The following is a 22,877-nucleotide window of genomic DNA, read 5'->3' on the forward strand; positions in this document are numbered from 1 at the left end:
GGGAGACCGGACTCACCGACGGTGCAAGTGGCGTCCTGCGACAGCGGGCAATGCGGAAACTCTCAGGTCCCAGACAGAGCGGGGAGGAACCCGAATCATCGTGGCGCTTTTGCGCTACCTGAATTATGGAGTTCCTCATGACCGTTCAATCCAAATCCAGCGCTTTTGCCGACCGGCATATTGGCGCGCGCCGCCAGTCTGACGTCGACGCCATGCTCAAGACCGTCGGCTATGACAGCGTTGATGGCCTCGTGGACGTTGCCGTCCCCGACTCCATCCGCCAGGCAAAGCCGCTGGCTCTCCCCGAAGCCCTCAGCGAGGTCGAGGTCCTTGCGGAGCTGCGCAGGATTGCGTCCAGGAACAAGACGGCTGTACAGATGATCGGGCAGGGCTACTACGACACGGTCACCCCTGCGGTGATCCGCCGGAACATCCTGGAGGCCGCGGCCTGGTACACCGCGTACACCCCGTACCAGCCGGAGATCTCGCAGGGCCGGCTCGAGGCGCTGCTGAACTTCCAGACCATGGTCCAGGACCTGGTGGGCCTGCCGATCGCGAACGCGTCCCTGCTCGATGAAGCAACGGCGGTGGCCGAGGCCGTGCTGATGATGCGCCGCGCCAACAAGAACAAGGAAGCCCACGACGGCAAGACCGTCCTGGACGCCGACTGCCTCCCGCAGACCATCGCGATCGTCAAGGGCCGCGCCGAGGCCCTGGGCTTCGAGGTTGAGGTCGCGGACCTGTCCCAGGGCCTGCCGGAGGGCGTCATCAACGGCATTGTGCTGCAGCAGCCCGGCGTGTCCGGCCGGGTCTTCGACCACTCCGCCGTCATCGCCGAGGCCAAGGAGCGTGGTGCGCTCGTCACGGTCGCCGCCGACCTGCTCGCGCTGACCCTGATCACGCCTCCGGGTGAGCAGGGCGCCGACATCGCCGTCGGTTCCTCCCAGCGTTTCGGTGTCCCGTTGTTCTTCGGCGGCCCGCACGCGGCCTACATGGCGGTGGCGAAGGGCCTGGAGCGGTCCATGCCGGGCCGCCTGGTCGGCGTGTCCAAGGACAACGCCGGGATGCCCGCGTACCGCCTGGCCCTGCAGACCCGCGAGCAGCACATCCGCCGCGAGAAGGCCACGTCCAACATCTGCACCGCGCAGGCGCTGCTTGCCATCGTGTCCTCGTTCTACGCGGTCTACCACGGCCCGGACGGACTGAAGGCCATCGCCGAGAGGGTCCACAACAACGCCCGCAGCCTGGCCACCACCCTTCAGGTCGCCGGCCGCGAACTGGTCACCGGGACCTTCTTCGACACCGTCACGGTCCGCGTCCCGGGCAAGGCCGCCAAGGTCATCGCCGCCGCCGAAGCACGCGGCATCAACCTGCGCCACATCGACGACGACACCATCGGCGTCTCCGCTGATGAAACCACGACGACGGAGGTCCTCTCCGCCATCGCCGTCGCCTTCGGTGCCGGTCCGGTTGTCGACGCGAAGGGCTTTGACCTGCCCCAAGCAGTGCTCCGTACCTCCGAGTACCTGCAGCACCCGGTGTTCAACACGCACCGCTCCGAGACCCAGCTGCTGCGTTATATCCGCCGGCTTTCGGACCGTGACCTGGCGCTGGACCGCACCATGATTCCGCTGGGTTCGTGCACGATGAAGCTGAATGCCACCGCGGAGATGGAAGCGATTTCCTGGCCGGAGTTCGCCTCCATCCATCCGTTCGCCCCGGACTCCCAGACCGCCGGCTGGCGTGAGCTGATCGAGGACCTCGAAGCCCAGCTGACCGAGATCACCGGCTACGACCAGGTCTCCATCCAGCCGAACGCCGGTTCCCAGGGCGAGCTCGCGGGCCTGCTGGCCATCCGCGGCTACCACCACTCCCGCGGCGAGGCCCAGCGCAACATCTGCCTGATCCCGGCCTCCGCGCACGGCACCAACGCCGCGTCCGCGGTCCTGGCCGGCATGAAGGTCGTTGTGGTCGCGACGTCCTCGGACGGCACCATCGACCACGCCGACCTCACGGCCAAGATTGAGCTGCACAAGGACGCGTTGGCCGCCATCATGATCACCTACCCGTCCACCCACGGGGTCTACGACGCCGACGTCCGGGAGGTCTGCGACGCGGTGCATGCCGCCGGCGGCCAGGTCTACGTGGACGGCGCCAACCTCAACGCGCTCGTGGGCCTGGCCCAGCCGGGCCAGTTCGGCGGCGACGTCTCGCACCTGAACCTGCACAAGACCTTCTGCATCCCGCACGGCGGCGGCGGACCCGGCGTCGGCCCGGTCGCGGCCAAGGCCCACCTGGCACCGTTTATGCCCGGTGACGCGAACAAGGCAGCGCACGAGGCAGGCCACGGCGTGGCCATCAGCGCCTCCCGTTTCGGCTCCGCCGGTGTCCTGCCGATCTCCTGGGCGTACGTGAAGCTCATGGGCGCTGAAGGCCTGACCGAGGCCACCAAGTCCGCGCTCCTGGCGGCCAACTACATCGCGGCCCGGTTGAACGAGTACTTCCCGGTCCTGTACACCGGTGAGGGCGGACTCGTGGCGCACGAGTGCATCCTGGACCTGCGCGAACTGACCGCGAGGACCGGGGTCACGGCCGAGGACGTCGCCAAGCGCCTCATCGACTACGGCTTCCACGCCCCCACCCTGGCATTCCCGGTGGCCGGGACCCTGATGGTGGAGCCCACCGAGTCCGAGGACCTGGCCGAGATCGACCGCTTCATCGACGCGATGATCACCATCCGCGCCGAAATCGACCAGGTCGCCAACGGTGACTTCACCGTCGAGGACAGCCCGCTGCGCAACGCACCACACACCGCGGCCGCCGTCGTCAGCACCGGCTGGGCCCGTGACTACTCCCGCGAGCAGGCCGTCTTCCCGGTCCACCACCTCAAGCAGGACAAGTACTTCCCGCCCGTGGGCCGGATCGACGGCGCCGCCGGGGACCGCCACCTGATCTGCTCCTGCCCGCCCCTCGAAGACTTCGAGGACCACTCCGACGACGCCGCGAACTAAGGACAGCCAGAAATGACTGAGAACTACACGGCTCTCTACGAAGAGCACAAGAAACTCGGTGCCTCCTTCACCGATTTCGGTGGCTGGCAGATGCCGCTGAAGTACAGCTCCGAGCTGGCCGAGCACCACGCCGTCCGCAAGTCCGCAGGCTTGTTCGACCTCTCCCACATGGGCGAAGTCTGGGTCACCGGCCCCGAAGCCGGCGCTTTCCTGGACTACGCCCTGGTCGGGAAACTCTCCGCCATTGCGGACGGCAAGGCCAAATACTCGCTCATCTGCAACGCCGACGGCGGCATCATCGATGACCTCATCACCTACCGTTTCGGTGACGAGAAGTACCTGGTGGTCCCCAACGCCGGCAACGCCAAGGTCGTCGCAGCTGCCCTGGCCGAGCGCGCAGCGAACTTCGACGTGACGGTGGAGGACGCCTCCGCGGCGACCTCGCTGATCGCCGTGCAGGGTCCCAAGGCCGAGGCCATCCTGCTCAAGCTCACCGATGAGGCCCAGCACGCGCTGATCACCGAGCTGAAGTACTACGCGTTCAACGAGCTCACCGTGGCCGGCCACGACGTCATCCTGGCCCGCACCGGTTACACCGGCGAGGACGGCTTCGAGCTCTTTGTACCGAACGACGGCGCCGCTGACCTGTGGGCAAAGGTCGCCGAAGCAGGGGCCGAGTTCGGCATCATCCCGTGCGGCCTCGCCTCCCGCGACTCGCTCCGGCTCGAGGCCGGCATGCCGCTGTACGGCAACGAGCTGTCCCTCGAGCGCTCACCGTTCGACGCCGGCCTGGGCCCGGTTGTGGCGCTCAAGAGCAAGGAAGGCGACTTCGTGGGCCGCTCCGCGCTGGAAGCAGCCAAGGAAGCCGGTTCCAAGCGCAAGCTGGTCGGATTGAAGGGCCTGGGACGCCGTGCCGGCCGCGGCCACTACCCGGTCCTCAAGGACGGCGCAGTGGTTGGCGAAGTCACCTCCGGCCAGCCCTCACCCACCCTCGGCTACCCGGTCGCGATGGCCTACGTCGACGTCGAGCACGCCGAACCGGGCACCGCCCTGGACATCGACCTCCGGGGCAAGGCAGAGCCCTTCGAGGTTGTAACCCTGCCGTTCTACAAGCGCCAAAAGTAGCCCTCCCGCTTAAAAATCCGACGCTCCCTCACCTTTCGCAAGGTTTGGACCGACGCTCCGTCACTTTTCGCAAACACCAAAACTTTAAGGAATGACACCATGGCTAAAGTAGCTGCTGAACTGAAATACTCCGCCGAGCACGAGTGGATCGCCACTGATGGCTCCGGCCCGTCCGTAGTTGGCGTGTCCGCTGTTGCCGCTGAGGCCCTCGGCGACATCGTGTACGTGGACCTGCCCGAGGTCGGCGCGACGGTGACCGCTGGCGAAACCTGCGGCGAGATCGAGTCCACGAAGTCTGTTTCGGACCTGTACTCCCCGGTCACGGGCGAGGTCATCGAGGTCAATGACGGCGTCGTCAGCGATCCGGCAGTCATCAATTCCGACCCGTACGGTGCGGGCTGGCTGTTCAAGGTGACCGTGACGGAAGAGGGTCCGCTGCTGTCGGCCGCGGACTATGCTGCAGCCAACGGCGGCGAACTGTGAGCGGCGCCGCGATGGGAACGACGGCGTTCCAGCAGGTGGTTTCCCGGTCCCTGGATGCGGATCTGTCGGTCCTGGATCCGGAGGTCGCGTCCCGGATTGATGCGGAGCTGGGCCGGCAGCGGGACGGGCTGGAGATGATCGCCTCGGAGAACCACACCGCGGTGGCTGTGATGCAGGCGCAGGGCTCGGTGCTGACGAACAAGTATGCCGAGGGGTACCCGGGCAAGCGCTACTACGGCGGCTGCGAGCACGTGGACGTGATCGAACAGCTCGCCATTGACCGGGTCAAGGCCCTGTTCGGTGCCGGGTTCGCGAACGTCCAGCCGCACTCCGGCGCGCAGGCGAACGCCTCGGTGATGCACGCGTTGATCAAGCCCGGGGACACCATCATGGGCCTGAACCTGGCCCACGGCGGGCACCTGACCCACGGGATGAAGATCAACTTCTCCGGCAGGCTCTACCACGTTGTCCCGTACCAGGTCCGCGAGGATGACCACCGGATCGACATGGCCGAGGTGGAGCGCCTGGCGCTGGAGACCAGGCCGGCCCTGATCGTGGCCGGCTGGTCCGCGTACGCCCGGCAGCTGGATTTTGCGGAGTTCCGTAGGATCGCCGATCTGGTGGGCGCGTACCTGATGGTGGACATGGCGCACTTCGCCGGCCTGGTGGCCGCGGGCCTGCACCCGTCCCCGGTGCCGCACGCCCACGTCACCACCTCCACGACGCACAAGACCCTCGCCGGTCCGCGCGGCGGGATCATCCTGAGCAACGACGCGGACATCGCGAAGAAGATCAACTCCGCGGTGTTCCCGGGCCAGCAGGGCGGACCGCTGGAGCACGTCATCGCCGGCAAGGCGGTGGCCTTCAAGATCGCCGCGTCCCCGGAGTTCAAGGAACGCCAGGAACGTGTGCTGGCCGGTGCCAGGATCCTGGCCGACCGCCTGGCCCGGGACGACGTCACCGCGAAGGGGATCAACGTGGTCTCCGGCGGCACCGACGTCCATCTGGTCCTGGTGGACCTGCGCGACTGCGAGCTGGATGGCCAGCAGGCCGAGGACCGCCTGGCCGCGATTGACATCACCGTGAACCGCAACGCCGTGCCGTTCGACCCGCGCCCGCCGATGGTCACCTCGGGCCTGCGGATCGGCACCCCGGCCCTGGCCACCCGCGGCTTCGGCGAGGCTGCCTTCGCCGAGGTCGCGGACATCATCGCCGAGGCCCTGATGGCCGACGCCGGCGCGGACCTCTCCGGCCTGCGCACCCGGGTGGAGGCCCTCGCCGCCGCCCACCCGCTCTACCCCTCGGTTGCCAACCTCGGCTGATGTCATCCCGGGACTGATCTCTTTTTGGGTCGGCTCCGGCGCCGGCGGACCGGACTTTTCACGCGTGCCCGCTCGTCCTCCCCACCGCTCCGTCCGCACACCTATCCAGTAAGGAACCCGGCTATGGCTGTTGGCGTCTTTGATCTTTTTTCCATCGGAATAGGGCCCTCCAGTTCACACACGGTGGGCCCGATGCGGGCTGCTGCGGTGTTCGCCGAGGAACTCAGGGCCTCCGGGGTGCTGGAGAAGGTGGCGTCGCTGCGGGTTGACCTCTACGGTTCCCTCGCGGCAACGGGCCATGGCCACGGGACCATGACGGCGATCCTGCTGGGCCTGGAGGGTTTCCATCCCGAAAAGATCCTCCCGGAGGAGGTCGAGGACCGCCTCGCCGCGATCGCCGGGACCGGGACCCTGCAGCTGGCCGGTGCCCTAGCCCTGCCGTACGGGGTGAAGGACATGGTCCTGCGGCCGCTGACGATCCTGCCGCGGCATACCAACGGGATGACGTTCACCGTCTCGGACGCCGGCGGGCAGGTCCTGCATACGGCGACGTTCTTCTCCGTCGGCGGCGGCTTCATCGTCCGCGAGGGCGAAGAGGACGCGGCGCTGAAGGAACTCGACGCCTCCAAACAGGGCCTGCCGCTGCCCTTCCGGACCGCGGCGGAACTCCTGGAGCACTGCGCCTCCACGGGCCTGTCCATCGGGCAGGTCATGCTCGTGAACGAACGCGCCTCCCGGACCGAGGCCGAGATCCGTGAAGGCCTGCTGCACATCTACTCCGTCATGGAAGGCTGCGTGCAGGTCAGCCTCAAACGCGAAGGTTTGCTGCCCGGCGGGCTGAAGGTCCGCCGTCGTGCCCCTGACTGGCACGAACGGCTGATGAAAGAGGACAAGGACCGGGACCCGAAGTACTGGCAGGAATGGGTGAACCTGATCGCCCTGGCCGTGAACGAGGAAAACGCCTCCGGCGGCCGGGTGGTCACCGCCCCGACCAACGGCGCGGCCGGCATCATCCCGGCCGTCCTGTACTACGCGCTGCATTTCGCGCCCGGCATGGACCAGGCCAGCCAGGGGGACCGCGACGACGTTGTGGTCAGGTTCCTGCTGACCGCCGCCGCCGTCGGGGTGCTCTACAAGGAACAGGCGTCCATTTCGGGCGCCGAGGTCGGCTGCCAGGGCGAGGTCGGTTCGGCGTCCTCGATGGCGGCCGCGGGCCTGGCCGAGGTCATGGGCGGCACCCCCGCGCAGGTGGAAAACGCCGCGGAAATCGCGATGGAACACAACCTGGGCCTGACCTGCGACCCGATCGGCGGGCTCGTGCAGATCCCCTGCATCGAACGCAACGCGATCGCCGCCGCGAAGGCCATCAACGCCGCCAAAATGGCGCTCTGGGGCGACGGCACCCACCGGGTCTCCCTGGACGAGGTGATCGTGACCATGCGCGAAACCGGCAAGGACATGTCCTCCAAATACAAGGAAACCGCCATGGGCGGCCTCGCCGTCAACGTCGTCGAATGCTAAGGGGAGAGATCAAATGACATTGGCACCAGAAGGCCGGAAGCTGCTGCGCGTTGAACAGCGTAACTCGGCTGTACCCGTGGAGCGGAAGCCGGAGTGGATCAAGGCCAAGGTCCAGATGGGCCCCGAGTTCGTCCAGCTCAAGAACCTGGTGAAGAAGGAAGGCCTGCACACGGTGTGTGAGGAGGCCGGCTGCCCCAACATCTTCGAATGCTGGGAAGACAAGGAGGCGACGTTCCTGATCGGCGGCTCCGAGTGCACCCGGCGCTGCGACTTCTGCCAGATCGATACCGGCAAGCCCTCTCCGGTGGACGTGTTCGAGCCCACCAAGGTGGCCCGCTCGGTCCAGGCCATGGCGCTGCGCTACGCCACCGTCACGGGCGTGGCGCGCGATGACCTCGCCGACGAGGGCGTCTGGCTCTACGCCGAGACGGTCCGCAAGATCCACGAACTGAACCCGGGCACCGGCGTGGAACTCCTGATTCCGGACTTCTCCGGCAAGCCCGAACACATTCAGGCGATCTGCGACTCCCAACCGGAGGTCTTCGCCCACAACGTCGAGACCGTGCCGCGGATCTTCAAGCGCATCCGCCCCGCGTTCCGCTACGACCGTTCCCTGGACGTCATCACCCAGGGCCGGGCCCTGGGCATGGTCACCAAGTCCAACCTGATCCTGGGCATGGGCGAAACCCGCGAGGAGATCTCCGCGGCCCTGCAGGACCTGCACGACGCCGGCTGCGACCTGATCACCATCACCCAGTACCTGCGCCCCTCCGAGCGGCACCTGCCGGTGGACCGCTGGGTCAAGCCGCAGGAATTCGTGGACCTGCAGCACGAAGCCGACGAGATCGGCTTCCTCGGCGTCATGTCCGGCCCGCTGGTGCGCTCCTCGTACCGCGCCGGCCGGCTCTGGGCCACCGCGATGCGCAAGAAGGGCCGGGAAATCCCCGCCCACCTCGCCCACATCGAGTCCTCCGGCAGCACCCGCCAGGAAGCCAGCTCCCTGCTCGCGGCGCACGCCTGACACCCGGTACAGCACCCGGAACCATGTAATATCCAGAGAGGACCAATGATGTTCCCCACCAGAATCGAAATCATCCCTTCAGAGGGAATCGTTGAACAGGTCCAGGCCGTGGTGCCGTTGACCACCACGCTCACGGTGACGTGCCTGCCCCATCACGGCATCGAGCGGACGATGCGCGCCGCGGTGCAGCTCAGCATGCTCGGTTACCGGGTCATCCCGCACCTCGCGGCGCGGAGCCTGCATAGCCGTGCCGAGCTGACCGGCATCATGCGGGACTGCAATGTCGCCGGCATCGGTGAAGTGTTCGTGATCGGCGGCGACCGGAAGCAGCCCGCGGGGCCGTACCAGTCCGCTCTCCCGCTCCTGGAAGACATCGCGCAACACTCCGGCGGCGCGATGCGGGCCGGCATTGCGGGCTACCCGGAGGGCCACCCCGCTGTGGGCCCCCTGGACCTGCTGGACGCGCTGCTGGCCAAGCAGCACCTGGCCACCCACGTCGTGACGCAGATGTGCTTCTCCGCCCCGACGGTCCTGGACTACGCGGCGCTCCTGCGCCGCGAGGGCGTGCAGCTGCCCGTCTGGGCCGGGGTGGCGGGGTCCGTCCCGCGGACCAAGCTGGTCTCCCTGGCCACCCAGATCGGCGTCGGAAGTTCCCTGAAGTTCCTCAGCCGCAAGGGGCCGCTGGCCCGCAAGCTCCTGAGCGGGGACCGCTACTCGCCCCACAACCTGGTGGCCGGGCTCGAAATCCAGCCCGGCAGCATCGCGGGCATCCATCTCTACAGCTTCAACAACCTGGATTCGGTTTCCGATGAACCGTTTCCGGCGTCAACCCCAGCAGCACTCCAGCCCGCATTGATTCGAGGAGCAGCAAGTGTCATCTGAAACTGTTACGGCCCAGCAGGCGCCGCATCTTGAGCGCCAGCTCAGCAACCGGCACATCCAGCTCATCGCCATTGGCGGTGCCATCGGTACGGGGCTCTTTATGGGCTCGGGCAAGACGATCTCCGCCGCCGGCCCCTCCGTCATCTTCGTCTACATGATCATCGGCTTCATGCTGTTCTTCGTTATGCGGGCGATGGGCGAACTGCTGCTGAGCAACCTGCACTACAAATCCTTCAGCGATTTTGCCGCCGACCTCTTGGGCCCCTGGGCCGGGTTCTTCACCGGCTGGACCTACTGGTTCTGCTGGGTGATCACTGGAATCGCCGACGTCATTGCCATCGCCGGCTACTCGCAGGAACTCTGGCCGGGGCTGCCGCTCTGGATTCCGGGCCTGGCGACCATCGCCATCCTACTGCTCCTCAACCTCACCACGGTGAAGGCCTTCGGGGAGACCGAATTCTGGTTCGCCCTCATCAAGATCATCGCCATCGCGGCCCTGATTGTGGTTGGCCTGTTCATGATCTTCAGCGGGTTCAGCTCCGACGCCGGACCGGCCACCTTCACCAACCTGTGGAGCCACGGAGGCTTCTTCCCGAATGAATTCATGGGCTTCGTGGCCGGGTTCCAGATCGCCGTCTTCGCCTTTGTGGGCATTGAACTGGTAGGCACCACGGCCGCGGAGGCCAAGGACCCGGAAAAGAACCTGCCCAAGGCCATCAACTCCATCCCGATCCGCGTACTGCTTTTCTACGTGGGCGCCCTCATCATCCTGATGTCCGTCACCCCGTGGACCCAGTTCCAGGCCGGGCACAGCCCCTTCATAGCCATGTTCTCCCTGGCCGGCCTGGGAGCTGCCGCCACCGTGGTCAACCTGGTGGTGCTGACATCGGCGATGTCCTCGGCCAACTCGGGCATCTACTCCACGTCGCGCATGGTTTACGGCCTGGCCCAGGAGGGCGATGCCCCGGCCCTGTTCGGCGGACTGTCCCGGCGCAAGGTCCCGCAGAACGCGCTGTTCCTGTCCTGCGTCCTGCTGCTCTCCGGCGTTGTGCTGATGTACGCGGGACAGGACATCGGCAAGGCCTTTGACATGGTGACCACGGTATCCGCGGTCTGCTTCGTCTTCGTCTGGTCGATCATCCTGGCCAGCTACCTTGCCTTCCGGGCCCGCCGTCCGCACCTGCACGAGGCGTCCAAGTACAAGATGCCCGGCGGCAGGCCCATGATCTGGCTGGTCTTCGCTTTCTTCGCGTTCGTCCTGTGGGCGCTGACCACGCAGCCGGATACCCTTCTGGCACTCCTGATCACCCCGGTCTGGTTCATCCTGCTCGGTGCCGCCTGGCTCGTCCTGCGCCGGCGCCCGGCCCACCTGGCCCGCTACGCGGCCTTCCAGCAGGACCTTGCCGGCGAGAAGACACAGCGGGAAGGCTGAGTCATGGAAACCGAACACGTTCTCACCGTCAACTGTGCCGAATCCCCGGGGATCGTCCACGCGGTCACCGGGTACCTGCTGGACCACGACTGCGACATCATAGACACCAAGCACTTCGGCGACCGCCCGGAAAAGCAGTTCTTTATGCGGATGCATTTCGCGTCCGGGAGCAAGGCCTTCAGCACGGAGGAGCTGCGCACCGACTTCGCACCCTTGGCCGAGAAATGGCAAATGAACTGGCAGCTGGAGCCGCACGGCCGTAAACGCCGGGTCCTCGTTATGGTGTCCAAGTTCGGGCATTGCCTCAATGATCTGCTGTTCCGGACGCGCACGGGCGACCTTCCAGTGGATATCGTGGCCGTCGTGTCCAACCACCGTGACCATGAGGAGCTCGTCAAGTGGCACGGCATCCCCTTCTTCCACCTTCCGGTCACGAAGGAGACCAAAGCCGCCCAGGAGGCAAGGCTACTGGAGCTCGTGGACGAATTCGACGTCGAACTCGTGGTCCTCGCCCGCTACATGCAGGTCCTCAGCGACGAGCTGTCGGCCAAGCTGACGGGACGGACCATTAACATCCACCATTCCTTCCTGCCAAGCTTCAAGGGTGCCAAGCCCTATCATCAGGCCTACGAACGCGGCGTAAAAACAGTCGGAGCAACCGCCCACTACGTCAACGCCGAGCTCGACGAGGGCCCGATCATTTCGCAAAAGGTCATCGAGGTCGACCACACCTACACCGCTGAGGACCTTGTCGCCGTCGGCCGGGACGCCGAGTGCGCAGCCTTGAGCACGGCCGTGCGCTGGCACTGCGAGGGCCGAATCCTGCTCGATGGAAACCGGACTGTGATCCTGCGCTGACCCGCCCGTGGCCCAGGCTGAACGTGAAACCCACGCCCAGCCTGGCCCGGCGGCGGCCGCAGCATGATGTGGGTGTTCTGCCGGTAACTGGCCTCCCGGTAGGCGATCAGCCGGACCGTCCTGCTGTCCCCCGGTTCGAACCGGGCCGCGGTCCCGGCCGGGATGTCCAGGCGGCGGCCATAGGCAGCGGTACGGTCAAATTCAAGGGCGGCGTTGGCCTCGGCAAAGTGAAAATGTGAACCCACCTGAATGGGCCGGTCGCCGGTGTTGGTGACGGCGACGTCGATCGACTCGCGGCCGGCGTTAGTCACCAGCGGCGCGGCCCCAAGGACGTATTCTCCGGGAATCATCAACGTGCTCCTAGCGGATGGGATCGTGGACGGTGACGTGCTTGGTGCCCTCCGGGAAGGTGGCTTCGATCTGGACATCGTGGATCATCTCCGGAACGCCCTCCATGACGTCGCCGCGGCCAAGCAGCGTGGTGCCGTAACTCATCAGCTCCGCCACAGTCCGGCCGTCCCGCGCGCCCTCGATCAGTTCGTAACTGATGAGCGCCACGGCCTCGGTGAAGTTCAGCTTCAGACCCCGGGCCTGCCGTCGACGGGCAAGGTCCGCCGCGACCACGATCATGAGCTTCTCCTGCTCCCGGGGCAACAGGTGCGTGACGGAATCCCTTCCGGACAAGGCAATACCCCGGCCGACAAGCGCCGCGGTAGTGCCCAGCATAGTCGGGGGACATTTCCTGCAGCTTGCGTTGGCCTGCATGAGCAACGCCGGATCCGGGTCACGCGTCCAGCGCGGGTTCTGCGCGGCGGCTCACCACTATGCTGACGTTATGAAAGCAACCTTGGCCGCTTTGTCCGCTGCGTCGCTCCTGGTGGTGCTGACCGGGTGCGGCCAGGTGCAGGACGCCGCTAACAAGGCCGTCAGCGACGGCGCCTCGCAGCTCGCCACTGCAGCCGCCAGCGAGGTGAAGAAGCAGGCCTGTGCCCTCGTGGACGACGGGCTGGTCAGCATCAAGGACAAGGAACTGCTCCGCGGGCTTGTCGCCGGGGCGGAGACCTCGGGGGTTCGGGCGGACATCACCGCGGCGCTGCGGCAGATCGCAGCCTCGGGAGACCAGGTTCCGGCGGACGCGGTGAAGTCCCTCAGGGACGCCTGCGCGGCTTAGCGCTTGCCCTTCTTCCGGGATCCCTTGCCGCGGCCCTTGTCGGGGTTGGGCGCATAGCGCTGGGCCACCTTGGGCTTCTTCACGGCGGGGCCCCGCCGGTCCGGCTTCGGTTCCCGCTTGGGCTTCTCCTGCTGGGCGGAGGGCTGGCGTGAGCTGGCCGCGGTGCGGCCTCGGACAATCCCGATGAACTCCTCGATCACTTCATCCGTGGTTTCGCTGGGCCATGCCAGCGCGATTTCCGTGACAGGCGCCCCCGTGAGCTTGCGCGCCACGGTGTCCTTGACGTTGAAATGGCGTGCCACGGACATCGGCAGGATCACCAGGCCGGCGCCGGAAGCCACCATCTGGAGGGCCATCTGGGGGCCGCCCAGTTCCTGCACATCCAGGAAGGTCTCCTGCGACAGGTCCGCCAGCGCCACTTCCTCGAACAGGGAAATCTCGTGGCCCTTGGGCCCGACCACCACGGGCTGCTCCTCGTAGAGGGGAATGACGCTCAGGCCTTCGCGCTCCACCGGAAGACGGACGAAGCTCAGGTCCGCGGTACCCTCGCGCAACACCGCGAGCTGGGCCCCGTCGTCGGACATAAAGGAGCGCAGCGGAACATCAGGCATCCGCTCTTCCCAGCGCCGGATCCACTTGCCCGGGGTCACGCCGGCAACGTACGCGAACCGCAGCTCCCGCGCTTCGGGCTCGGACGGCTCGGACGGGGAGGCGTTTTGGGGTGATTCATCTTCAGCGGACACACGTTCACAGTACCGCCAGTGCTGGAGTATGGTACCGGTGTTGGTGCCTTGCAGGCCTCCACGCCGGATACCCTTGAAGCATGACCTCTGAAAACTCCCAGTCCATGAAGCCGGCGACCGTTGCCAAGAAGCTTGGCATCTACCTGCCCGCAACACCCCAGGAGTTTCAGGATTCGCTCATTACCCGCGCCGATTTCGCCGAGCTCCAGGCCAACCCGCCGGAGTGGCTCGCGGAACTCCGCCGCAACGGCCCGCACCCGCGCCCCGTGGTGGCGCAGAAGCTGAACGTCTCCATTAGCGGCCTTGCCCGCGGCGGCGTCGAAGAGGCCCTTACGACGGCGGAAATCACCGCGCTGCTGCAGGCTCCGCCCGCGTGGCTGGTGGCCGAGCGCTCCACCCACGCCGCCGTCCGCGCCGAAGCCCAGCGGGTCAAGGACGAGGCCGTGAAGAAGGACGCTAAGAAGGCACGCACCGCGGCCGAGTAGCACGCAACGCCGTTCCCGAAGGCTGTTCTCATGGCGCCCGCGCAGGACTATGCTCGCGGAATGAGTCAGATCCGCAGCGCGGTGGCCCCCGAAAACCCGGTTACCGCACCGGCGGCACTTCGGAAGGGACCCCGTTATGCCTACGCACAAAATTGGTTACTTTGTCGGTAGCCTGTCCAGCGTATCGATCAACCGGAAGCTCTCCAAGGCCTTGATCAGGCTCGCCCCGGCAGGGCTGGAGTTCACGGAAATCCCGATCCGGGACCTCCCGCTGTACAGCCCGGACTTCGACGCCGCCTACCCGCCCGAGGGGCAGGCCCTCAAAACGGCCGTCGAAGGATCGGACGGGATCCTGTTCATCTCCCCGGAATACAACCGCTCCATCCCCGGGGCCCTGAAGAACGCCATCGACTGGGGATCCCGGCCCTGGGGCACGAATTCCTTCGCCCGCAAGCCCACCGGAATCATCGGCACCTCCCCCGGCGGCATCGGCACGGCCGTCATGCAGTCCTCGTTCCGTAGCGTCCTGAGCTTCCTGGACGCTCCCCAGCTCAACGCGCCGGAAGCGTACATCCGGTTCGACCCCGCGATCTACGGGGACGACGGCGAGGTCAGCGACCCCGGCACCGAGACCTTCCTCCGGCACTTTATGGAGGAGTTCGGCGCGTTCGTCGAGCGGGTCCTCGCCGCCAACGCCCCCGGGCACATCGGCGACGAGCACCCGGACGAGCGCAAGCTGGACCGGTAGGGCGGGGCCGTTGGAAAGTGGCCGTCAGTCCTGGTGCAGCTGGACGAAGTTGCCACAGCCGTCATCGAGCACCACCGAGGTTCCGGCGGGACCCTCAGTCGGTTCGCCCTGGAACACGACGCCCTTCGCCGCGAGCCGGTCGTATTCGGCCCGGACATCAAGCACACCGAGGACGATCGCCGGCATCCCGGCGTCGTGGCATGCGTTCATGTAGTTGGCGCCGATCGGGTTGTCGCTGGGCTCCAACAATAGGCCTGCGGATTTCCCGCCGCCCGGATCCTTCACAATGTAGAGGTTGTGTTCCGGCAGGGCCAGCAGGGTTTCGAACCCGAGGGTACCGGTGTAGAACTCGTGGGCCGCGGCGGGATCCTTGACGTGGATGCTGCACATTTTCAATCGCATGCGGCCAAGGCTACGTCAGGAGGGCCCCGGCTGTGAACGCCATTGACGGCCGGGTCCGCAGGGATTCCAATGGAACTAGCGGAACCGCGCCCGCCCGGGCAGGTTCCCCGTCAACGTGTCCTGGAGGTGTGTTGGAATGCCGTCGCTCTCAGGATCCTTCCCGCTCGGGATGTGGCAGTTGGCCGCCCTCGCCGTCCTCGTTGTGTGCGCGGTGGCCGGCTCTGTCTACTTGGCCCGGAAACACCTGAACGACGACACCGGGTTGCCGGATGCGGTGTTCTGGGACAGTTTCGCGGGACTCGCCGTCGTTGTGCCGGCAGTGATCCTCCCCTCCCTCGCCTCGCCCTGGGCCGGAATGATGCTTGGGCTCCTTGCGGCGGGGACCGCCGTTGCCGCCTACCGGCTGGCCCCAGGGCTGATCAGCCGGCAGGGGGCCCGCCGCACTTCCCGGGAAGCCGTGACTGCCGATGAGGCTGCCGCCGCCCTGCACCGGAGGGTGCTGGAAAGGTGGCAGCGCTACGAGCTCGACCCGGGCTACTGCATCGACTTCCCTGCGATGAGTGATCCGCGGCAACCGGAAACGGCTGCCCTCATCAAAGCGATGAAAGCGGCGGAACGGCTGAGTGCCGGGCACCGGCGGGACGGAAACGACGCCGGCTACGTCCCGGCAGTCCGGCGGCTGGAACAGGCCCTGGCCGAGGCCGAACGCGCCGCCGGCGTGAACCTGAATGCTTCCCTATTGAGCTGAATCCCTGCACCATTTCCCGGAAGGAAGCACCATGACAGACATCACCATCATCGGCAGCGGAAACATGGCTCGGGCGATCGGCACGCGTGCCGTGGCGGCCGGCCGCGAGGTCCAGATCCTGGACCGGACCCCTGAAAATGCCGCCAAGCTCGCGACGGAGCTCGGCGGCAACACCACGTCCGGGAGCCTCGGCGACATCCCCGACGGCGACATCGTGGTGTTGGCCCTCTACTTTGGTCCGGCTAAGGAAGTCGCTACGCATTACGGGGATACCCTGAGCGACAAGACCGTGATCGAAATCAGCAACCCGATCAACATGGAAACCTTCGACTCCCTCGTCGTCGAACCCGGCACGTCCGCCGCCGAAGAGATCGCCGCCTTGCTTCCCGGCGCACGCGTGGTGAAGGCCTTCAACACGACTTTTGCAGGTCCCCTCGCCGCGGGCACCACCGGCGGGATGCCGTTGGATGTCTTCATCGCCTCCGACTCCGAAAAGGCCCGCAACGAGGTGGCGGCCTTCGCCAGCGCGGCCGGGCTCCGTCCGCTCCAGGTCGGCGGACTGCGCCATGCCCGGGAACTGGAGGGATTCCAGCTCCTGATCATGGCGCTGCAGGCCAACCCCGCGTACGAGAACTTCAACTGGGGCACCGGACTGAAGGTCATCGACTGAGCCCGGTGCCCCGCTAGAAGGGACTCAAATCCCCCGGGCCAGGACCTGACCCTTGAAGAACTCGGGCCGGAGCTTGTACATGACCAGCATGAGCACCACGCCGAGCAGGATCACGCCCATGCCCAGGATGAAGACGAGTCCCAGGCCGCCGATCGATGATCCGGAGCCGTAATCCGGATCCATGGAGTCGTAGGCGGTCTTGAAGAACATCACCAGCAGGATGACGCCGCCGAGCAGGGGTGCCAGGAACTTGAAGAAGAACGCCTGGGCGCCGCTGAAAGCCTGGGCACGGAAGAACCAGACGCAGGCCAGTGCGGTAATGCCGTAGTAGAAGCAGATCATCATGCCCAGGGCCGTGATGGTGTCCCACAGGGCGTTCTCGGATGTGGTCCGCGTGATGACGTAGAAGGCTGCGGCGGCCACGGCCGCAGCAATCGTGGCGTAGCTCGGGGACTTGTGGGTGGGGCTGATCCTGCTGAACTTGTGCGGCAGCGCTTTGTAGTGGCCCATGGCCAGCAGCGTCCGGGCCGGGGAGACGAAGGTGGACTGCAGCGAGGCGGCGGAGCTGCTCAGGATGGCCAGGGACATCAGGATGGCGAACGGGCCCATCACGGGTCCGGCGAGGACGGCGAAGATGCTGCCCTGGTTCTCCGGGTTTCCGGCGCCCAGTCCGGTGTCGCCGATGCCGGCGAAGGACAGGGTAGCCAGCGCGACGGTCATGTAGATGATGACGATCACCAGCACGGTGACGGTGGCGGCACGGCCCGGTGTCTTCTCCGGGTTCTTCGTCTCCTCGTTCATGGTCAGCGTGACGTCCCAGCCCCAGTAGATAAAGATCGACAGCGATACGCCGGCGGCGAAGGAAGAGAAGGAATCGACGGCAAACGGGTTGAACCAGTCCGGCGTGATGGCGGTGGCGTCGAACGCAGTGCCGTTGGCGACGTGGCTGAAGGCGGCCACCGCGAACCAGCCCAGGACCAGCAGCTGGAACGCGACCAGCACGTACTGCACACCCTTGGTGGTTTCCATGCCGCGGTAGGAGATCCAGCAGGCCAGCGCAATGAACACCAGCGTCGTGGCGATGTTAAGCGGCAGAATCTTGCTCAGCCCGGCCAGGTCCGGGTTCCCGAACAGCTGGGCCAGCATGAGGTAGAAGAAGTCGACCGCCACGGCCGCCAGATTGGAGAGCACGATGATGGTCGCCGCGATCAGGCCCCAGCCTCCCATCCAGCCGATCCACGGCCCGAACGCCCGGGAGGCCCAGGTGAAGGAGGTGCCGGCGTCGGGCATGGCGTTGTTGAGTTCGCGGTAGCCGAGCGCCACGAGCAGCATCGGGACAAAGCCCACGAGGAAGATCGCCGGCAGGTGCACCCCCACTTCGGACACGGTGGGGCCCAGGGCCGCAGTGAGCGTGTAAGCGGGCGCGATGCAGGACACGCCGATGACGACGGCGCCGATCAGTCCCACCGATCCTGCCTTCAGCCCCTTGTCGCTCAGGCCTTTGTGTTCCTTGGGTAACGTCTCGGACGTCGCGTGTTCGGTGCTCATTGGTGTGCCTCTCCGGAGGGGTCATTCGTCGTTGAATGGGTCGAGCCGTCCGGCTCATGTTTGCTTTCGTAATCGCCGGGGACCACGATCATCGGCACCGGCAGCGCCCGCAGGATCCGGCTGGCTGTGCTCCCCAGGAAGATGGAGCGGTTCCGGGCCAGCCGGCTGGATCCGATCAGCAGGACTTCGCCGTCCTCCCAGTCGAGGCGGTCCACGGCTTCCTCGATGCTCCGGCCCTGGGCCACCACGACGTCGGCCTGGATGGCAGGCCGGGCTCCCGACGGGCTGCCCGCCGCCGCAGCCACGTGTTTCGCTGCGTACTCGCGCGCGGCTTCGGCCGCGACCGGCGAGTCGCCGCCGTCGAGCGCCAGGAGCGACACCACCCGCAGCGGCACTTTCCGCTGGGCGGCCATCTCGACCGCGACGTCCAGCAGCTTCTCGGCGCCCGCACGCGTGCCGAGTCCGCAGCTGAGCCGGGTCAAAGCCTCCTGGCGGTGGTATCCATGGGGCGCGAGAGCCACCGGAACAGACGCTGCGTGGAGCAGGGCGCTGGCCACCGAACCGACCGTGAACCTTTTGAACAGTCCGCTGCTGGCCGCCCCGATGATGAGCATTTCCGCGTGCAGTTCCTCGGTCGCGTCGATCAGCGCGTGCGCCTCGGAATCACCGCTGCGGACATGTGCTTCCGCCGGGACGTCGGCGGGAACCAGGGCCAGCGCTTCGTCGAGCCATTCGCGGGCCTGCTCGTTGAGCAGGTTCTCGAATCCGGCCTTGGGCGCATGGGCGGCCCCGAACTGCGAAACCTCGGGAACCACCAGCACAAGATCCAGGCTGGCGCCCCGGCCCCGGGCGAGCGAGATGGCCAGATTGACGGCATCATGACCCCTGGCGTTGGCTGAATACCCCACTACGTATCGCATCCGGTGGTCCTTTCTGAGCTGCTGGGCGGAATTCTAGGAAGTGACGGATGCACGGTCTGCCGCCGCCACGATGCGGGCCGCCGTCTGGCGTCCCATCCGTACGGCGCCGTCGACATGCTGGTAGCCCTCGGCTGCCAGGTCGGAGGAGGACCAGTAGATCGGTCCCACCGGCGCCAACTGGTCCTTGCCGTAGCGGTGCAGGCCGCCGAGGTCGTAGCTGGAGGCGTACGCGCCGCGGGTCCATTCCTCCGAACCCCAGTCGGACTCGTAGTAGACCTCGGGCGTCAGGGCCTTCCCGCCCAGGAATCCGGCCATCGATTCGAGGATGGCGCGGCGGCGGTCCTCGGCGCTGAGCTCGAACATCGCGTCGGCCTTCTCGTCCGAGACGAAGCCGACCAGCGTGCCGCGGGGATCCTCGTGGTTGGTGTTGTCGTAGACCTCCTGGACCAGCGCGCCGGCGCCGAAGCAGGTTCCGGACAGTCCGTCCTCGCGCCAGAACGGCGAGCTGTAGACGGCGTGCACCTTAATGACCAGGCCCAGCGACTGGTGCTGGTGCATCTGGTGCTGGCGGCGCGGCAGCGGCGGGTTGAAGGACACCCGGGAGTACAGGTTCGGCGGCACGGCCATGATCACGAAGCGCGCGTTTACCGTGGCGCGTTCGGAAACGGCGCTCACGCGATGGTCCCCGCCTGCGTCCACACCCCAGTTGATGGTGCGGACCGGGCTGTCCAGGACGACGTCGTCGCCCAGTTCAGCGGCCTGCAGCAGGGAGACCTGCTGCATCCCCCCGATGACCCGCTTGTCCAGGATGAAATCCTCATCGGTCAGGTGCGTGAAGGATCCGGCGGAGGCCGCCATCAGCACGGCCTGCAGCGCCGAGAAGGCGTGCGCCGGCTTGGTGAGCATGCCGCCGGCGATGAACAGCCCGATGTTGTTGCAGGCTTCCTCGTCGGAGGAGTTCTCGCGCAGCCAGTGGTGGAAGGAAATGGTGTCGAGGGCGCGGGCCTTGGGGTGCGCCCATGGTTCGGTGGGGCCGATCTCGGCGGCGAGGGTATCCAGCAGGGCGGTGAGTTTGTTCATCTCCGCGGCGGTGGTGCCGCTGACCGGGAAGGTGTCGCCTGTATAAAGGGTGCGCTTGCCGTCGGAGCCGATGTAGACGGATTTGCCGTCGCGGTAGCGGGAGTAGGTCTTCAGGCCGAGCTCGTCCAGCAGTGCCAGCAGTTCGGTCTGGTCCGGCGAGACCCACTGGCCGCCGATTTCGAGCATGGCGCCGTCAATGGTGTCGGTCCAGGTGCGCCCGCCGACCCGGTCGCGGGCCTCCAGTACGGCCACGCTCAGTCCGGCCGTCTTCAGTTCCCGGGCTGCGGTCAGCCCGGCGGGGCCGGCTCCGACGATGACGACGTCGCGGTCAAGTTCCAGCATGATGTCCTCTCCGTGGCCGCTAGAGTGATGCGAACCACTAAATGAATGTCATTCATTTAGAATGACTATAGCGGCTTAGTTCGGAACAGGGAAGACCCGGCGGGCTAGGAAGTGCACAGCCCGGGAAGCGCACAATGGAATAATCCTTGGGATACCCCCAGCAGAAAGGCCAGGAATGCCGGCAGCCACGAGCGCCCCAGCAGATTCCCACCCCGCGGACGCCAAACCGCGGCGGCGGGTCGGCAGGCCGCCGGCCGCCGTCCTGGACCAGGACGGCATCACCGCCGCCGCCCTGCAGCTGATCCGCAAGAGCGGCTACGACGGCTTCACCATGGCCGCCCTTGCCCGCACGCTGAACGTCGCGCCGTCGGCCCTCTACAACCACGTCTCCTCCAAGCGGGACGTGCTGGTCCTCGTCCAGGACCACTTGACCTCGTTCGTGGACGTGTCAGCATTCGACACCGGGACCTGGGACCAGGCCGTCAGGGAGTGGGCCTGGAGCTACCGGGATGTGTTCTCCAAGCACACGCCGCTGATCCCGGTCATCGCCGTGCTGCCGGTCACCGACGCGCCGAAGACCCTGGCCATGTATGAGGCCGTCAGCGCGGGCTTCGGCAGGGCCGGTTTCCCGACGGAGCGCATCATCCCGGCCATCGTGGCGCTGGAGTCCTTCATCTTCGGCTCCGCCTACGACGTCACCGCACCGGCGGACATCTTTGATTCCGGCAGCATGGCGGCCTCGACGCCCAACTTCACCTCCGCCGTCGAGAGCCTGGCCCGGCAGGGCTTCGAAAACCCGGCCGACGTCGCGTTCAGCCTGGGACTGGAAGCGCTCATTACGGGATTCGGGGCGCTCCGGACGTAGCGGGCGCTTCCCCCGGGGACGGGCATCCCTGCCGCCCAAGGGGAAGAACTGCGCCGGCTATTTCACGGTGCCGGGGCCGTCGCTGCGACGTCCGTCAGCTCGTAATCGTCGGTCACCAGGGTGCCGTTACCAACCAGGTTCAGACCCATGCTGATGGCGGAAGCCCCGGCCGGCACGGGCGGCGACGTCCACGCGGTCTGGGTCCAGTCCGCCGCCGGCAACACCTGGGGGCTGGCTGTCCAGTAATGCCAGGTGCCCAGGCCAGTGCGGTAATACAGCTCAAACTGGGTGGCAGCCGTGGACTTGAACCAGGCCTTCATCTGGTAGCTGTGGCCGGGGGTGGCGCTGGGGGCGCATTCACCCAGATCCAATGTCGGCAGGAGCTTGCCGTCACCGCTGGCGAAGCCCGTCACATCCATCTGCTCGGCAACGGCTCCGGTATGGCCCGGGGCCACGGTGGTGAAGACCCGCGTGTTGGTTCCGTACCCGCCGCCGGCCCAGCACTGGGGCAGGCCCGTGGCGAGAGGTCCGGCGGTCTCCAGGCTCGGATTCTTGAACAGGTTCCCGGTGGTCTGGGGCGCCGGTGCGGCCGGCCCGCTGACGGCTGCCTGCACCGTTCCGCCGATCACCTGGTCCACGGTCTTGACGGTGGCGAGCCCGGCAGACTGCTGCGCTGCGAGCCACTGCACAAACTGCGTGTAGACGTCCGTGGACACCGTCAGCGGGTCGGCAATGTTAGACGTCGGATCAACTCCCGTGCCGATGTGGTGGAAGGTGATCTGCACCCACCCGCCTCCCGGCTGCGCATTCGTGACAAGGTTCTGCAGGTCCAAAAGGGTCCAGGTGTTGTCAACCTCATCCGGGGCCATGGTCAGCCACGGGTCCGCGGGCGGAACCGTCTCGGCAAACCCGAGACCGGCGGTGCCAGGCACTTTGCTTTCCAGATCTCCCAGGCCCCGGGCACTGTTGAACCCGCAGTCCTTCACCGTCTGCTCCACCGCAGGCGTCAACGATGCGAACGGATAGGCAAAACTCGTGACCCGGAAACCCTTGGCTGTCAGGTTGACGCGGTCGTTACAGACCTGTCGCATGACCTCGTCCGGGCCCATTTGCGCCAGGTCCGGGTGCGTCACGGTGTGGCCGCCGATCTCATTGCCTGCAGCCTGGAGGGCCAGAGCCTGCGCCGTAGTCATATAACCTGTCGCATCCAGGAAGCCCGAGGGGGTGAAGAAGGTACCCTTCAGGCCCGCCGCGTTCAGAATCTGCGCCGCGGCCATCTGATCGCCGTTGGCGTCATCAAACGTCAGCGAAACGGCCGGAGGGTCGGCGGCCTGGGCCGGGACCGCAAATACGGCGCTCATCAAGAAGCTGGCCATGACCCCCACCACGCTGCCCGCGGCCAGCCACCTGCCCCGGACCTTGACAGTTCCAGTGGCGGTGGCCCGCGGTGTGGGCTCGGTTGTGGTCCCGGTTGTGGGCCGAAAGGAAAATTTGTGACTC

The 22,877-nt window shown here is 66.6% G+C and carries 22 protein-coding genes and 1 pseudogene; 15 read left to right on the forward strand and 8 right to left on the reverse strand.

All coding sequences use genetic code 11. The features are described 5' to 3' along the window. The first annotated feature begins 137 nt into the window (after positions 1–137). The 9 genes from gcvP (at position 138) to purU (ending at position 11,655) form a co-directional block, all read left to right on the forward strand. On the forward strand, positions 138–3,011 hold the full coding sequence (gene gcvP / locus E5206_RS02635; RefSeq protein ID WP_136321139.1) for an aminomethyl-transferring glycine dehydrogenase: 2,874 nt from the start codon (positions 138–140) through the stop codon (positions 3,009–3,011). A 12-nt stretch (positions 3,012–3,023) separates the two neighbouring features. Continuing rightward, the gene (gene gcvT, locus E5206_RS02640) at positions 3,024–4,136 is read left to right on the forward strand and encodes a glycine cleavage system aminomethyltransferase GcvT (protein ID WP_136321140.1); all 1,113 of its coding nucleotides are present in this window, start codon (positions 3,024–3,026) and stop codon (positions 4,134–4,136) included. A gap of 99 nt (positions 4,137–4,235) precedes the next feature. After that, on the forward strand, positions 4,236–4,619 hold the full coding sequence (gene gcvH / locus E5206_RS02645; RefSeq protein WP_136321141.1) for a glycine cleavage system protein GcvH: 384 nt from the start codon (positions 4,236–4,238) through the stop codon (positions 4,617–4,619). Between the two features lie 11 nt (positions 4,620–4,630). After that, positions 4,631–5,941 carry a serine hydroxymethyltransferase gene (gene glyA, locus E5206_RS02650; RefSeq protein WP_136323923.1) on the forward strand — a complete coding sequence of 437 codons (1,311 nt, stop codon included), beginning with the start codon at positions 4,631–4,633 and terminating at the stop codon, positions 5,939–5,941. Positions 5,942–6,064: 123 nt separating this feature from the next. After that, positions 6,065–7,462: an L-serine ammonia-lyase gene (locus tag E5206_RS02655; protein WP_136321142.1), complete on the forward strand. Its 1,398-nt coding sequence runs from the start codon at positions 6,065–6,067 to the stop codon at positions 7,460–7,462. 13 nt (positions 7,463–7,475) lie between these two features. Continuing rightward, positions 7,476–8,483 carry a lipoyl synthase gene (gene lipA, locus E5206_RS02660; protein WP_136321143.1) on the forward strand — a complete coding sequence of 336 codons (1,008 nt, stop codon included), beginning with the start codon at positions 7,476–7,478 and terminating at the stop codon, positions 8,481–8,483. A 45-nt stretch (positions 8,484–8,528) separates the two neighbouring features. Continuing rightward, positions 8,529–9,365 carry a methylenetetrahydrofolate reductase gene (locus tag E5206_RS02665; protein ID WP_136321144.1) on the forward strand — a complete coding sequence of 279 codons (837 nt, stop codon included), beginning with the start codon at positions 8,529–8,531 and terminating at the stop codon, positions 9,363–9,365. After that, positions 9,355–10,797, forward strand: coding sequence for a D-serine/D-alanine/glycine transporter (gene cycA / locus E5206_RS02670; protein ID WP_136321145.1), 1,443 nt, complete (start codon positions 9,355–9,357; stop codon positions 10,795–10,797). The genes E5206_RS02665 and cycA overlap by 11 nt, the downstream gene beginning before the upstream one ends. A gap of 3 nt (positions 10,798–10,800) precedes the next feature. Beyond that, a complete protein-coding gene (purU, locus tag E5206_RS02675) occupies positions 10,801–11,655 on the forward strand; it encodes a formyltetrahydrofolate deformylase (protein ID WP_136321146.1) in 855 nt (284 codons plus the stop codon). A gap of 104 nt (positions 11,656–11,759) precedes the next feature. On the opposite strand, the pseudogene ureB reads toward purU, so the two are convergent. Both ureB and E5206_RS02685 read right to left on the reverse strand, forming a co-directional pair. After that, positions 11,760–12,005: pseudogene (gene ureB, locus E5206_RS02680) on the reverse strand (urease subunit beta); the annotation flags it as partial. A 10-nt stretch (positions 12,006–12,015) separates the two neighbouring features. After that, complete coding sequence (locus E5206_RS02685; RefSeq protein WP_240690107.1) at positions 12,016–12,285, reverse strand: urease subunit gamma; 270 nt, start codon at positions 12,283–12,285, stop codon at positions 12,016–12,018. 205 nt (positions 12,286–12,490) lie between these two features. Here E5206_RS02685 and E5206_RS02690 point away from each other — a divergent pair, with 205 nt between their 5' ends. Then, positions 12,491–12,826, forward strand: coding sequence for a hypothetical protein (locus tag E5206_RS02690; protein WP_136321148.1), 336 nt, complete (start codon positions 12,491–12,493; stop codon positions 12,824–12,826). Here the strand turns inward: E5206_RS02690 and E5206_RS02695 are convergent. Next, the gene (locus E5206_RS02695; RefSeq protein WP_240689901.1) at positions 12,823–13,569 is read right to left on the reverse strand and encodes a LysR family substrate-binding domain-containing protein; all 747 of its coding nucleotides are present in this window, start codon (positions 13,567–13,569) and stop codon (positions 12,823–12,825) included. The two genes, E5206_RS02690 and E5206_RS02695, sit on opposite strands and share 4 nt — an antisense overlap. Positions 13,570–13,649: 80 nt before the next feature. Between E5206_RS02695 and E5206_RS02700 the strand changes: the two genes are divergently transcribed. Continuing rightward, entirely contained in the window at positions 13,650–14,054 is a 405-nt protein-coding gene (locus E5206_RS02700) for a DUF5997 family protein (RefSeq protein ID WP_136321149.1), read from the forward strand. Positions 14,055–14,190: 136 nt separating this feature from the next. Continuing rightward, complete coding sequence (locus E5206_RS02705; RefSeq protein ID WP_136321150.1) at positions 14,191–14,802, forward strand: NADPH-dependent FMN reductase; 612 nt, start codon at positions 14,191–14,193, stop codon at positions 14,800–14,802. Between the two features lie 24 nt (positions 14,803–14,826). Here the strand turns inward: E5206_RS02705 and E5206_RS02710 are convergent, their stop codons facing one another. Beyond that, entirely contained in the window at positions 14,827–15,204 is a 378-nt protein-coding gene (locus tag E5206_RS02710) for a VOC family protein (RefSeq protein ID WP_136321151.1), read from the reverse strand. Between the two features lie 136 nt (positions 15,205–15,340). Here E5206_RS02710 and E5206_RS02715 point away from each other — a divergent pair, with 136 nt between their 5' ends. Next, positions 15,341–15,952, forward strand: a complete 612-nt coding sequence (locus E5206_RS02715) for a hypothetical protein (protein ID WP_136321152.1) — start codon at positions 15,341–15,343, stop codon at positions 15,950–15,952. A 31-nt stretch (positions 15,953–15,983) separates the two neighbouring features. Beyond that, positions 15,984–16,622: an NADPH-dependent F420 reductase gene (locus tag E5206_RS02720; protein ID WP_136321153.1), complete on the forward strand. Its 639-nt coding sequence runs from the start codon at positions 15,984–15,986 to the stop codon at positions 16,620–16,622. Between the two features lie 24 nt (positions 16,623–16,646). Here the strand turns inward: E5206_RS02720 and E5206_RS02725 are convergent, their stop codons facing one another. From E5206_RS02725 to E5206_RS02735, 3 genes are read right to left on the reverse strand one after another with little or no spacing between them, the layout of a single operon-like run. Beyond that, entirely contained in the window at positions 16,647–18,170 is a 1,524-nt protein-coding gene (locus E5206_RS02725) for an APC family permease (RefSeq protein WP_136321154.1), read from the reverse strand. Further along, on the reverse strand, positions 18,167–19,090 hold the full coding sequence (locus tag E5206_RS02730; RefSeq protein WP_136321155.1) for a universal stress protein: 924 nt from the start codon (positions 19,088–19,090) through the stop codon (positions 18,167–18,169). The genes E5206_RS02725 and E5206_RS02730 overlap by 4 nt, the downstream gene beginning before the upstream one ends. Positions 19,091–19,123: 33 nt before the next feature. After that, a complete protein-coding gene (locus E5206_RS02735; RefSeq protein ID WP_136321156.1) occupies positions 19,124–20,512 on the reverse strand; it encodes an NAD(P)/FAD-dependent oxidoreductase in 1,389 nt (462 codons plus the stop codon). A 175-nt stretch (positions 20,513–20,687) separates the two neighbouring features. Here E5206_RS02735 and E5206_RS02740 point away from each other — a divergent pair, with 175 nt between their 5' ends. Further along, on the forward strand, positions 20,688–21,377 hold the full coding sequence (locus E5206_RS02740; protein ID WP_205759989.1) for a TetR/AcrR family transcriptional regulator C-terminal domain-containing protein: 690 nt from the start codon (positions 20,688–20,690) through the stop codon (positions 21,375–21,377). A gap of 62 nt (positions 21,378–21,439) precedes the next feature. On the opposite strand, the gene E5206_RS02745 is transcribed toward E5206_RS02740, so the two are convergent. Further along, positions 21,440–22,753, reverse strand: coding sequence for a polysaccharide deacetylase family protein (locus tag E5206_RS02745; protein ID WP_168709251.1), 1,314 nt, complete (start codon positions 22,751–22,753; stop codon positions 21,440–21,442). Between the last annotated feature and the right edge of the window lie 124 nt (positions 22,754–22,877).

It is taken from the genome of Arthrobacter sp. PAMC25564, from assembly GCF_004798705.1.
In the GTDB taxonomy this organism is placed as follows: Bacteria; Actinomycetota; Actinomycetes; order Actinomycetales; family Micrococcaceae; genus Arthrobacter.